The sequence below is a fragment of the Embleya sp. L77 genome (assembly GCF_055557415.1).
In genome coordinates, this window is the sequence record NZ_CM145710.1 from 1504183 (window position 1) to 1516546 (window position 12364).

Annotated in this window: 12 protein-coding genes; 3 read left to right on the top strand and 9 right to left on the bottom strand. The window is 72.5% G+C overall.

All coding sequences use genetic code 11. The features are described from left to right. Positions 1 to 147 precede the first annotated feature (147 nt). The 4 genes from ACZOOI_RS36475 to ACZOOI_RS36490 all read right to left on the bottom strand — a co-directional run bounded on the left by ACZOOI_RS36475 (position 148) and on the right by ACZOOI_RS36490 (position 2515). Complete coding sequence (locus tag ACZOOI_RS36475; protein WP_465283851.1) at positions 148 to 336, bottom strand: hypothetical protein; 189 nt, start codon at positions 334 to 336, stop codon at positions 148 to 150. A gap of 167 nt (positions 337 to 503) precedes the next feature. After that, positions 504 to 821, bottom strand: a complete 318-nt coding sequence (locus ACZOOI_RS36480) for a GNAT family N-acetyltransferase (protein ID WP_465283852.1) — start codon at positions 819 to 821, stop codon at positions 504 to 506. Between the two features lie 283 nt (positions 822 to 1104). After that, entirely contained in the window at positions 1105 to 1935 is an 831-nt protein-coding gene (locus ACZOOI_RS36485; protein WP_465283853.1) for an oxidoreductase, read from the bottom strand. A gap of 208 nt (positions 1936 to 2143) precedes the next feature. Continuing rightward, complete coding sequence (locus ACZOOI_RS36490) at positions 2144 to 2515, bottom strand: cupin domain-containing protein (protein WP_465283854.1); 372 nt, start codon at positions 2513 to 2515, stop codon at positions 2144 to 2146. A gap of 269 nt (positions 2516 to 2784) precedes the next feature. Between ACZOOI_RS36490 and ACZOOI_RS36495 the strand changes: the two genes are divergently transcribed. Then, a complete protein-coding gene (locus ACZOOI_RS36495) occupies positions 2785 to 3237 on the top strand; it encodes a GlcG/HbpS family heme-binding protein (protein WP_465283855.1) in 453 nt (150 codons plus the stop codon). 230 nt (positions 3238 to 3467) lie between these two features. On the opposite strand, the gene ACZOOI_RS36500 is transcribed toward ACZOOI_RS36495, so the two are convergent. Continuing rightward, positions 3468 to 4589, bottom strand: a complete 1122-nt coding sequence (locus ACZOOI_RS36500; RefSeq protein ID WP_465283856.1) for a poly(ethylene terephthalate) hydrolase family protein — start codon at positions 4587 to 4589, stop codon at positions 3468 to 3470. Between the two features lie 169 nt (positions 4590 to 4758). Then, positions 4759 to 5295, bottom strand: coding sequence for a helix-turn-helix domain-containing protein (locus ACZOOI_RS36505; RefSeq protein WP_465283857.1), 537 nt, complete (start codon positions 5293 to 5295; stop codon positions 4759 to 4761). Between the two features lie 302 nt (positions 5296 to 5597). Here ACZOOI_RS36505 and ACZOOI_RS36510 point away from each other — a divergent pair, with 302 nt between their 5' ends. Further along, the gene (locus ACZOOI_RS36510; protein WP_465283858.1) at positions 5598 to 6764 is read left to right on the top strand and encodes a pyridoxal phosphate-dependent aminotransferase; all 1167 of its coding nucleotides are present in this window, start codon (positions 5598 to 5600) and stop codon (positions 6762 to 6764) included. Between the two features lie 256 nt (positions 6765 to 7020). On the opposite strand, the gene ACZOOI_RS36515 is transcribed toward ACZOOI_RS36510, so the two are convergent. Beyond that, on the bottom strand, positions 7021 to 7416 hold the full coding sequence (locus ACZOOI_RS36515; RefSeq protein WP_465283859.1) for a cupin domain-containing protein: 396 nt from the start codon (positions 7414 to 7416) through the stop codon (positions 7021 to 7023). A gap of 102 nt (positions 7417 to 7518) precedes the next feature. After that, positions 7519 to 8172, bottom strand: a complete 654-nt coding sequence (locus tag ACZOOI_RS36520; RefSeq protein WP_465283860.1) for a hypothetical protein — start codon at positions 8170 to 8172, stop codon at positions 7519 to 7521. Between the two features lie 374 nt (positions 8173 to 8546). Here ACZOOI_RS36520 and ACZOOI_RS36525 point away from each other — a divergent pair, with 374 nt between their 5' ends. Then, positions 8547 to 8669, top strand: coding sequence for a hypothetical protein (locus ACZOOI_RS36525; RefSeq protein ID WP_465283861.1), 123 nt, complete (start codon positions 8547 to 8549; stop codon positions 8667 to 8669). On the opposite strand, the gene ACZOOI_RS36530 is transcribed toward ACZOOI_RS36525, so the two are convergent. Further along, the gene (locus ACZOOI_RS36530; RefSeq protein ID WP_465283862.1) at positions 8663 to 12145 is read right to left on the bottom strand and encodes an AfsR/SARP family transcriptional regulator; all 3483 of its coding nucleotides are present in this window, start codon (positions 12143 to 12145) and stop codon (positions 8663 to 8665) included. The two genes, ACZOOI_RS36525 and ACZOOI_RS36530, sit on opposite strands and share 7 nt — an antisense overlap. Positions 12146 to 12364: the final 219 nt, after the last annotated feature.

Sequence of the window (12364 nt, forward strand, 5' to 3'; positions counted from 1 at the left end):
GGCCCGGGCAATGTGGTCCGCGCGCACGCCCTTCGGCCACACCGATCGCCGCACTCGCGCGTCCCACCGTATCCGCACCGCCGGCGGCCGCGTCGCCCCCGTCCCCGCACCGCCTACCGAAGCCCGCCGCCCCGAACGGGCTCGGGCTCACTCGGGCTCGTCGTCGATGTACACCTTGGTGCCGTCCGCGTACACCTTGCAGATCCGACCGGTCTCGTCGGTGCCGACCGACGGCAGGCCGGCCGCATGCAGCTCGGCCACGGCCTTCCGGACGCCCTCCTCCATCAGCTGGTCGAATCGCTCCGGGCCGATCCGATCCCGCAGGGACTTCCCCATCAACGCTCCTCGGAGAATTCACGCGCATCACGCGCATCACGCGCATCGCACGCATCGCATGCATCGCACGCATCAACGCGCATCACGCGCATCCACCCGGATCACCCCCTGGCGCCCGTGCGTCAAGACTGCCAGGCCGGCACGGCCGCCGACACCCTTCGCTCGAATCACAACCCAAGGGCAGGCCGGTGCCGCTCCGGGACCAAGTCGAGGTACTCGGGGTGCTCGATCATCCAGCCGCGCAGGTAGGCACAGTTGGGCACCACCCCGACCCGGCGCTCGCGTGCGGTGTCGAGCGCGGATCGCACCAGCACGTCGCCCAGACCGTGCTCCGCGAAGCGCGGATCGACCTCGGTGTGGACGAACGCGATCACGTCGTCCTCGCCGGGAAAGTACTCGGCGAATCCGGCGAGTTCGGCCGGATCGCCGCCGACGTGGAGCTCGAATCGGGACTGCGCCGGGTTGTCGATCACGCGCGTGTGCATGGTGCCTCCTGGTCCGGACCGGGACGTACGACCCGGACCCTCAACCGTACCGACCACCCGCAACCGTACCGACCACCCGCAACCCACCCGACAGTCGCAGCCGCGACCCTCCAGCCCCGGTCGCCCGCAGCCGGCCCGGTGCGTGCCGGCTCAGCCCGGTGCGTGCCGACCCGGCCCGGTGCATGCCGGCCCAGCCCGGTGCGTGCGGCCCAGCCCGGTACGTGCCGGCCCAACCCGGTGCATGCCGACCCGGCCCGGTACATGCCCGCCCGGCCCCCCCCGCTCACGTGTCGAACGTGGTGGCGCGGGCGACCTCCTCCCACGCCTCGATCTCGGACCGCAGGGTGTCGAGCCGGCCGACGATCGCATCCACCGCGTCCGCGCCCAGCGGCAGGTTCAGCGGGGTGGCGTCGTCGGCGAGCGCGGCCAGGATCGCCGCGGCGGCCTTGGCCGGATCGCCGGGCTGTTGCCCGTCGGCCGCGCCGACCATGCGTCGTGTGGTGCCCACCGCGCCCTCGGAGTACGCGGCGATCTCGGCACTGGCACCGGCGGCGCCCATCAGGCCGGTTCGGAACGCACCGGGCTCGACCACCAGCACCTTGATACCGAACGGCCGCACCTCGTCGGCCAGCGCCTCGGACATGCCCTCCAGGGCGAACTTGGTGCCGCTGTAGGCCGAGAAGCCCGCGAAGGACATCCGCCCGCCCATACTGCTCAGCTGCACGATCGCCCCGGACCGCCGGGCACGCATGTGCGGCAGCACGGCGCGCACCAGCGCGGCCGGGCCGAAGACGTGCACTTCGAACAGCGCACGCAGTTCCGCGTCGGTGGTCTCCTCCAGCGCGCCCACGTGGGTGCGACCGGCGTTGTTGACCAGGACGTCGACCCGGCCGTGCCGGGCGACCAGTTCGGTGACCACGCTCTCGATCCCGGCCGCGTCTGTCACGTCCAGCCGGACCGCCTCGATCCGATCCGGGTGTGCCGCCACCAGGTCGGCCAACGACTCGGGCCGGCGCGCCGCGGCCACCACGGTGTCGCCGGCGGCCACGGCCGCCTCGGTGACGGCCCGTCCGAAGCCACTGTTCGCGCCGGTGACCAACCAGATCCTGCTCATCGTGCGGTTCCCCCTTGTGATCGTCCCCGCCGACTCGGCAAGTCGTCGTCGGCGTGCGTTTCCCGTGCCATCACCCTGCCGTGCGGGCCGACGTCCGGTCCAAGACCACCGGTGATAGCCGATGGTTATCGACGGCAGGGCAGTTTCCCGGCCGCGAACCGGACCCGGGGCCGGCGGGACGAAGAGCCGCGGGCACACCCGGACCGGATCACGGGGGGCCGACGAGCACGGTGTGGTCCGTGGCGCCGGATCGCACCTCGAACACGGTGAATCCGTGCGGGCCGGCCAGGACCTGGTGCACGCAGCCGGACGGGATGAACACGACGTCACCCACCTTCATGTGCACCCCGCTCGCCAACCTGGCGCCGGAGAAGACGTCGCAACTGCCCGCGGTGAGCAGCACGACGGTCTCCTCGCCCTCGTGGTGGTGCACCGCGGTCCGCTCGCCCGGTCCGAGCGTGGCGAAGAAGCCGCACAGGCGGCCGGCGCCCACGGTCGCGGCGGATACACGTTCGCTCATCCGGATGCCCTGCGCACCGACGACGTCGGCACCGGCGGGTACGAGTACGGCTTGGTTCACGGGTTCACGGTCGGCCATGGGTTCAGGGTCGACGCGGGGTCGATGCCGGAAACGCGCGTGCCGCCGAACCACACCGAATGGGCGAGTCCGTGTCCGCCACCCATACGCCCCGAATCCGGGCCCGAATCGGCCCTTCCGTGATCATCGCCGCGCCGGCACCCTTGGGCCCTGTCCGGCGGATCCTGGTGGCCGCGCCGCCCCGTCCCGGTTCTCCCCGGGCCCGGCGCGGTCCGGCCGGGTTCGCGCGGCCCGACGACACGGGAGCAACGATGGGCAACGGAAACCGGGCCGGGCACGTCGTGCCGAACCACGATGTGGCCGCGAGTGCCGCGCGGGCGATCGTGCGGAACGTGGTGGCCGCGGCATCGGCGGCCGGGCGCGCGGTGAGCGTCGCGGTGGTGGACGGCGCCGGCGTACCGGTTGCGTTCGAACGCATGGACGGGGCGTTGCGGTTCAGCGCGGATCTGGCCACGGCCAAGGCCCGTACGGCGGCCGCGTTCGGCCGGCCCACCGCGACGATGGAGCAACAGCTGGGCGAACGGCCGGTGTTCGCGCAGAGCTTCGTCCAGCACGGGAGTTGGTACCTGGGCCGCGGCGGCCATCCGCTCCTGGTCGACGGCCGACCGGTGGGCGGGGTCGGGGTCAGCGGGGACGCGGCACAGTACGAGGACGAACTCGCCCGCGCCGCCGCCGAATCCTTCGGCAGTGACGCGGGCGAGTGAGCCGGTGCCGCGCCAGACACCGGCCGGCTTCGCTACCGACGTCGGTCAACCCACGACCGCACCGGGGCCACGCCCGACACCCGCCGGCCCCGGCCCCGCTCCCGGTTTCGATCTACCCACCACCGTTCCGAGGCCACGCCCGACACCGGGCGGCCCCGCTCCCGGTCTCGGTCGAGCCACCACCGCACCAGGCCCACGCCCGCACCGGCCCGCCCGGATCCCGATGTCGGTCAGCCCACGATGCGCTTCTCCACCGCCACCGTCGCCCGCTCAACCCCGCGAGCCACGTCCCGGACCAGTCCGTTGACGCGCAGCAGCACCGCCGAGGCGACCGTGCTCGCCGCCTCGACCAGGTTCCCCGACGCCGCCGCCGTACTCGCCGCCACCGCCGCGCCGCGTACGCCGCTCGTCGCCGCCGGGAACGGCAGCGGAAGTGGTCCGGCGTGCGAACGCAGGTCGGAGAGTTGGCCGTTCTTCAGCGCCATCACCGCGTCCTCGCCGGACACGTACCCTTCGCAGTGGCCGTACCCCTTCAGCGCCGCGTGCAGAAACGCGGTCGCGTAGACGTTGGTGATCGCGTGTTGTTCGGCGAAGCCGATCCCGGGCTTGCCGTCCCGGGGCAGGCCGGGCAGGTGGATGTCGATGTCGCTCGGATCGAGGAACTGCACGTGGTTGCCGCCGCTGATCTCCACGTACGCCTTGTAGCCCTGCGGGACCAGGTCCAGATAGTGCACGCCCGATCCGGGAGAGATCTTGTCGTTCTGCCCGGACACGATCAGCGTCGGCGCGCTCACCTTGGCGACGTCGGCGTCGATCAGCGCGTACAGGTCGGGTTCCTTGACGTTGCGGCCGGGCGCGAAGCCCATGACCGCGCGGATGCGCTTGTCCCGGGCCGCCGCGACCAGCGCGCCGGCTCCGCCCAGGGACACCCCGACCGCCGCGAACGCGTCCTGCTTGATCATGCCGCGCAGCGGGTTGAACCGGTCGTCGTCGATGTCGATCAGCTTGTCGATGGCATCGCTGATGGTGTCCGCGTGCACGTGCGGGTCGAGCGCGAGGATGTTCTCCGGGAAGTAGCGGAAGACGATGTAGCCGTGCCGCACCACGTAGTCGGTGAACCAGTCGTACATGTTCGAGCCGGTCCAGGTCGCCGGCGCGAGGACGACGGACGGGTACGCGCCCTCGGACTTGTCGGCCGGGGCCAACCAGCCGTCGTGCTCGGCCGGGTAGCTGATCTTGGCGAGGGTGAACCCGGGTCCACCGGTCCAGAACGGGAACTCGATGGTGCCGATGCCGTAGGGTCCCGGCTGGTCCGGTCGTACCGGACTCTCGGGCACGAGTGTGGTTGCCATGAAGGGAGTCAACCCTTCGCCGACTCGCTTTGGCACCGCAATACTTGGCCAAAGTACCGAGACCCCGGTCACAGTCGTGTGGTGGCGGCAACACGAAGGGTGAAATCCGGCCGGCGGGCGGCGGGCGGCACGGCCGGTTTCGCGATGGTCGTCGTCGGGCCCTCGGCAACTATTGATGGACCATCAGCAACACGGCCCGGTTGTCGTCGGCCAGGCCCCGGTAGACGTGCGGACGGGTCGCGTCGAAGCGGATCGAATCGCCCGTCGACAACTCCCGACGGTCGGCGACCGGCCCGCTCTCGATCCGGCCGGCGGTGACCAGCAGGCATTCCTCGACGCCGGGACGATGCGCCGCCGAGACCTGTTCGGCGTCGGTGACGTCGAGTTCGTACAGTTCCACCCAGCCGCGGACGTGCATCCGGTGCAGCAGGCGGGCGTGCACGGCCTCGCCGCTCACCTGCGGCCCCTGGTCGGACCGGACCACCGTGACCGCCGGCGCGCCACCGTCGAGCAGGCCGCCCAGCGGAACGTCCAACGCGCCGGCGAGGGCCCACAGCGTGCTCAGCGTGGGATTGGCCTCGCCCTGCTCGATGCCGTGCAGCGTGGTCTTGCTCAGGCCCGCACTCGCGGCGAGGTCGGCGAGCGAGCGGCCGGCCGCCTCACGCAGCACCCGAATGTTGTGTCCGATTTCCCTTGCGATGGTCATGCCGTTCATTATGCTGGATCGTCGTACCAGTTTACCGGTACACGTGAGCCGGCGCTCCTGGCCCACGCTCCCGGACACCGTGGGGACGTGCCCGTCGTGCCGGTGCCGCCTGGACACCGTTGGGACGGTCCTCGGCTCCTTGGGACAGTCCTCGGCTCCGTCGAGGCGTTCCCGACTCCGTTGTGCTGCTACGCAACGGCGCAGTGGCACTCCGCGACGGCGTTCGAGGCGTTTCCTCGACACCGCAGGGACGTTCCTCGACTCCGTAGGCACGTTCCTCGACTCCGTAGGGATGGAAGAACATGGTCATGCGCGTCTCCCGCCTGGAGCACATCCCCGGCATCGGCGTGGACAGGGTCGGCGACGCCGCCGACGCCGCACACGGTCCGGACCTGCTGCGTCTGGAGAACCTCGACACCGACATCCGCCCGCCGGCCGTCGCGCTCGCCGCCACCCGGGCCGCGATCGACGACGACGCGGCCAACAGCTACCTGCCGTTCCACGGTTCGCTCGCCCTGCGCGAGGCCGCCGCGGCGCACGTGGGCCGCCTCGCGGGACGCGCGTACGACCCGTACGAGGAGGTGATCAACGCCGCCGGTGGGCTCAACGGCATCCTCGACGTGCTGCTCGCCACGGTCGAGCCGGGCCGCGAGGTGGTGCTCGCCGACCCGATCTACGCCGGCCTGGTCAACCGGATCCGCCTCGCCGGGGGCGTTCCGCGCCACGTGCCGTGCACCGCGGGCCCGGACGGCTGGAGCACCGATCCGGACGAACTCGCCGCCGCGGTCGGCCCGAACACCGCCGCCGTGCTGGTGATGTCCCCGGCGATGCCCACCGGCGCGCTGCTCGACCACACGCACTGGGACGCGCTGGCCCGTGCGGTGGCCGAGCACGACTGTTGGGTGATCCACGACGCGGCGATGGAGCGCATCCGGTTCGACGGCAGGGCTCCCGACCATCCGGCGGCACATCCCGGGCTGGCGCACCGCACCATCACGTGCGGTGCGGCCTCCAAGGAACTGCGGATGATCGGCTGGCGGGTGGGGTGGGTTGTCGGGCCCGCCGAGATCATGGCCGACGTCAAACTCGTCGGCCTGAGCAACGTGGTCTGCCCGGTCGGCATCGGTCAGGCGGCCGTCGCCGCCGCGCTGTCGGCGCCCGACGCGGACGCCGACGTTGCCACTGCGACCGCGATCTGGCGGGAGCGCTGCGCGACCATCCTGGACGCACTCGCCGACTACCCGTGCATCCGACCGCACGGCGGCTGGTCGCTGCTGATCGACACGGCCGCGATGGGCCTGGCCCCGGAGGTCGCCGCCGAACGGCTGTTCCGGCTCGGCCGGATCGCGGCCACGCCGATGAACGGCTGGGGGCCGCAGGGGAGTACGCATCTGCGTCTGGTCTTCGCCAACGAACCGGTGGAGCGGTTGGGCGACGTACGCGCCCGGTTCGCGGCGGCGTTCGGCTGACCGGGGCCGACCATCGGTGCTTCGTGGCGACCGGGGCGTAGGTGTGGGTGGGCGCGGTTGGCGGCGGGTGCGCGGCAGGCGGGTGGGCGCCGGTCGGGCACTGCTGCGGGTGCGCCTGCCGGTGAGCGCCTGCGGGCAGGGAGCTGTTGCGGATGGGCGCCTGCCGGTGCGCACCTGCGGCCGCGCAGCCCTTGTGCGCCGTCCGTCCGGGGCTGCCGCGCCCGGCCGGCGCCCCGGGGCGTCGCATCGGGCGTTGTCAGGCCAGTCGGTGGCCGGTGGTGCTGTCCACGTGGTCCGGGATCTCGCCCAGGTGCCGGTCCCCCGTGGTCGAGGTGCCCGTGGGTTCGAACATCAGGATGGAGCCGCCCGGCGACGACGGCTTGTGCTCGGTGCCCTTGGGCACCACGAAGGTGTCCCCCTTCCGCAGCACCACCGTGTGTTCACCGCCGTCCGCCTCCCGCAGTGCGATGTCGAACCGCCCGTCGAGGACGAGGAAGAACTCGTCGGTGTCCTCGTGTACATGCCACACGTGCTCACCCAGGGTGTGGGCGATGCGCACGTCGTAGTCGTTCATCCGGGCCACGATCCGAGGGCTGTACACGTCCTCGAAGGTCGCCAGCGCTTCGGTGAGGTTGACGGGCTTGATCTCCATGACCCGATTCTCGACCATGGCGCCAGCGCGCGTCTTGTACGTTTCCAACCCGCCGACACACCGCACCCGATCGGCTGCGCACGCGGCGGCCGGCTGCCGTACTCAGCGCCCGGAGCCCCCCTGGACCAGCCGCAACCGCACCCGTTCACGTGGCTTCTCGGCGGTTCCGCCATCGACGCCGAGAGCGAGGCGGAGGCCGAGACCGCTACCGATGCCCGGACCGTCCGGCCCGTCGGAGCCGCCGGAGCCGCCGTTGAGGAGCCTGCACATCGCTTCCTTGGAATGGTCTCCCTCGTCGAGCAGTCGGCGGATCAGCGGCTCGTCCTCCGGCCGGTCCGCGCGCTCGGGGTCGGCGACGCCCTCGGACAACCGCTGGACCAGGTCGAGCAGCGCGTGGTCCTCGGGTGTCAGGCCGCCGGCCCGCCAACCCTGTGCGGCCGGATGATTGCGGCGCAACGCCGCGCCCGCCGCCACCGCGCGGGCCGAGTTCGCGTCCCGCAGCACGGCTATCGCTCGCGCGGCCCACGCCCGCGGGCTCTGCCGGCGACGGTAGGCGAGCCGATGCTCGGGGGGCGCGACACGGCGTCGCGCGGTGCGCACGGCGGCGACGTGTCCGCGCATACGATCCACCGTCGGGCCGTCGACCCACTCGATGCCCCAGGCTGCGATGCCGTCGACGACGATGCGCACCTCGGTCCCGGCGACCCTGGTCAACTCCCCGTCCAGCCCGACCTCCCGGATCTCGCGATCGCTCACCGCTGCTCCTTCCGATCGCGTGATCACCCGTTCGGCCACCGTTCCGGATCATGCCCATGCCAAAGGGTCCGAACACAAAATACATCTCTGAACCGACGTGGCAGATCGGCTGGTATTTGCGACCCGATGATGCGCATACGACCGGCAGATGCGAACCCGATCGGCAGGCCACGTCGATCGCCGATCACCGACCGTCGACGCGACCGCCGTCGGACTCGACGCGCTTGCTCAGTACGGGAGTTGCTTGTGCACCCGCAGCAACAGCTCGTTCAAAACCCGCGTTCGGAGGCGTTCAACGGCTCCAGCAGCCGGTCCCGGACCTCGTGCGCATCCGCCTCCAGCCGGGTCGCCGACCTGGACGCGGCGTACGCACTGTGTCTGGCGCACGGCGCGCGGCCGGTCACACCGCCCACCCACCGCCCGGCTGGGGCGAGGGCCTGCACACCGCCCACGTCCGCGATCCGGCCGGCACCCTGCTCGAACTCCAGTCCTACTGAGGTGCGTTCGACACGGTGACCGGTGCGAGTCGGGCCAGTACGGCGCCCAGGGCCTGTTCCCGGGGCAGCGCGGCGCCGCGCTCGTACGCCTCGCGGTAGCCCGCCGTGCCCAGGGTCGCCACGAGCCGGTCCACCAGCAATCGCAGATCCGGGCTGCCCGCGTCGAAGATGCCGCGCAACGCCGCACTCAGCCCGAGCACCTCGGCCGCGCCGACCGGATCCCCCTCCCACCGCAACACCGCGGCGAGCAGTTCCGCCGTCGGCGCGACGTCGGCCAGATCGCGACGGGCGACCGCCGCGGCGGAGGTCGCGGGCAACAACTCCCGGGCCCGCGCGAGCAAGTCGGCCCGATCCACGCGGGCGGAGGACCCGGGGTCGGCTCGATCGATGCGCGCGAAGGACCCGGCGTCGTCCCGCGTCGCGGTGCCGAAGGGCACCGGGTCGGCCCGATCGGTGCCCGCGGAGGACTCGACGGCGGCCCCCGTCGTCGTGCGGGAGGGCCCCCGATCGGCCCGAGCGGCCCGATCCGTCGTGCCGGACGCCCTCGCGTCGATCTCGTGCATGCCATCCGTCGACACCGGGTCGGTACCCTCCTCGGCCGCCGCGAGGAGCGTGGCCAACCGCCCCTGGGCGAGCATGTCGCCGACCATCTCGGCGGGCAGCGACAGGCTTTCGGCGAGTGCCTCCAGGCGGTCGAGCATTTTCTCGGCGTCCGGGAACTCCCCGACTCTGCGGTGCAGTTCGGCGCGGCCGGAGAGTACCGCGAGTTCCAGATAGCGATGTCCGCGCGCCAACGCCTGCCGCTCCGCGGCCGCCAATTCGCTCCGTGCGCCGGCCAGGTCGCCCGCCCGCATGCGCTCGGCGGCGAGCGTGCCCCGGTACAGCGACGCGTCGTCCGCGGCTCCCAGTTCGCTCGCAAGCGCGACCGCGCGCTCGAACGCGGTGATCGCCGGCTCGTGTTCGCCGCGAATCGAGTGGTGCGCACCGATCGCCATCAGCGCCGTCGCCAGACCCCACCGATCGCCGACCGCCGCGAACCCGGCCAGCGCCTCGGCCCGCGCACTCGCCCCCGCCTCCCAGTCACCACGATCGGTGTGCACGAAGTCCGTCATCCAGTGCGAACAGGCCCGGACCCACGGATCCGACCCGGACGCCATCCGGGCCAGTTCGCGCTCGCCCGCCTCGGTGTTCCCGGACAGGAACGCAGCCAGCGGCAGCCCCACCACGAGCGCCGGGTAGTGCGCGAACACGTCGGCCCGGGCGCAGGCTTCGAGCAGCGAACGCAGTTCCTCGCCGTCCGCGAGTCGCGGCGCGCCGATCCCGGCCAACAGGCGCATCACGGCGAACGCGGCCCGCGCGTGCTCGGGCAGCGCGTCGCCGAAGCGCAGCACCTCGGGCACGATGGTCTCGAACGGCGCACCGATCCCGCGTATCCCCCAGTACCAGAACAACGCACCGGCGAACCCGGCCGCATCAACCGCCCGCCCGGCGTCCACGAACGCCCGCAGCGCGGCCATCAGGTTGTCGTACTCCGCATCCAACAGCGCGAGCGATTCCAACTGCGCGGACGTGCGCAGGAGCGGGTCCTGCTCGTGCGCGAGCGCCAGGAAGTAGCGCTCGAACCGGGCCGCGAACCCGGCCTGTTCACCCGCCCGCAGCAACTGCTCGGCCGCATAGGCGCGCACCGTCTCCAGCATCCGGTAGCGCGGTTCGCCCTCCCCGACCGCGTCCACGATCGACTTCTCCACCAGCGAGCCGAGTACGTAGAACACATCGTCCACGGGCAGCAGTTCGTCGGCACACACCGCCTCCAGCGCGGCCACCGTCGCGCCGCCCGGGAACACCGACAGCCGCCGGGCGAGCAGTTGTTCCGGCTCGGCCAGCAGATCCCAGCTCCACTCGACCACCGCATGCAACGTGCGCCGACGCGGCGGCTCGGCCCGGCTGCCCGAGGCGAGCAGGCGGAACCTGTCGTCCAGTCGCCGGGCGATCTGCTCGACGCTCATCGCGCGCAGCCGCGCGGCGGCCAGTTCCAGGGCGAGCGGCATTCCGTCCAGCCGTCGGCAGATCTCCACCACCGGGCCGAGCGTGCCGGCGTCGAGCACGAACCCCGGCCGCACCGCGCCGGCCCGATCCAGGAACAGCCGCACCGCCGCCGCATCCGCCGCCGCCGCGAGGTCGGCGGCCGCATCGCCGACCAGGGTCGGCACCGGCAGCGGGCCGACCCGGCACAGCGCCTCGCCGGTGATGCCCAGCGGCTCCCGGCTGGTGGCGACGACGGTCAACTGCGGCAACCGGTCCAGGAGCCGGTACGTCAGCTCCGCCGCCGCGTCGACCAGGTGCTCACAGTTGTCCAGGATCAGCACCGCCGCACCGACGTCGAGCAGTTCGGCGATCCGCTCCAGCGCGGTGCCGGTCCGGCGCGGCCGACCGTCCGAGGAACGCAGATCCCACGAGCCGAGCGCGGACAACACCGCGTCGGCCACCCCGTCGGGCGTGCCCACACCGGCCAACGGCACGAACCACACCCGCCCACGCCGGTATGCCTGATGCCGGGTCACCCCCTCCACGGACAGCCGGGTCTTGCCCGCGCCGCCGGAGCCGACCAGCGTCACCAACCGGGAACCGGCCATCAGCTCGGCGAGCAGCCGCAGTTCGTCGTCGCGCCCGAAGAAGCCGGTCAGCCGGGCCGGGAGCGGCGGAGCCGCGGCCGGCTCGAAACGCGCCGCGGGCCGGTGCAATTCGCCGCGCAGGACCGCGAGATGGGTCTCCCGCAGCTCGGCCGACGGGTCCACGCCCAGCTCCCCGGCCAGCCGGCCCCGGATGTCCTCGTACCCGGCCAGCGCATCCGCCTGGCGGCCCACCGCGTACAGCGCCCGCATTCGCATCGCCGCGGTCCGTTCGCGCAGCGGGTGCGCGGCGCAGGCCGCCTCCAGGTCGGCCAGCACCTCGGCATGCCGGCCCAAGCGCAGCTCCGCCTCGAAGCGGTCCTCGGCCGCGTCCACCCGCAACCCGTCCAGCCGCGCCGCGACCGCCCGGGCGAACGGCGCCTCCGCCAGGTCCGCCAGCGCCGGCCCCCGCCACAACGCGAGGGCCTCCACAAGGGCCGAGGCCGCCTCGTCCGGCCGGTCCGCGGCCAACTCGCGGCGCCCGTGCGCGGCCAGTTCCTCGAAGCGATGCGCGTCCACGTCCTCGGCCCGGATGCCGAGCCGATAACCGCCACCAACCAGGTCCACCGACACGCCGGCCGGCCGCAACACCTTGCGCAGCCGCGACACCAACGTCTGCACCGCGTTCCCGGCATCCGCGAGCGGCTCAGCCCCCCACAGCCCGTCCACCAGCGCGTCCACCGACACGACCCGACCCGCGTCCAACGCCAGCCGGGCCAGCAGCATGCGCAACCGCACCCCACCGACCTCGATCGGCGCACCGTCATCGTCCCGAGCCCGAACCCCGCCAAGCAACCCAACCTGCATCCGGCCAGGATCGCAGAGCCCCGATCCCGGCCGATGGGCGGAGGGCGCACGGACCGGGATCGGCGGTCCAGGGGCCACCACGAATCCACGTGGAACCAACCACGGCGACGATGTGTGCTCGGAGTATCGCGGATTGTCCGGTTACACGGCACGGGCGCCGGTTCGTCCGGTCGTATCGCGTCGAGGGTCGGCGAAACGGCCCCTGACGCCGCGGCCACG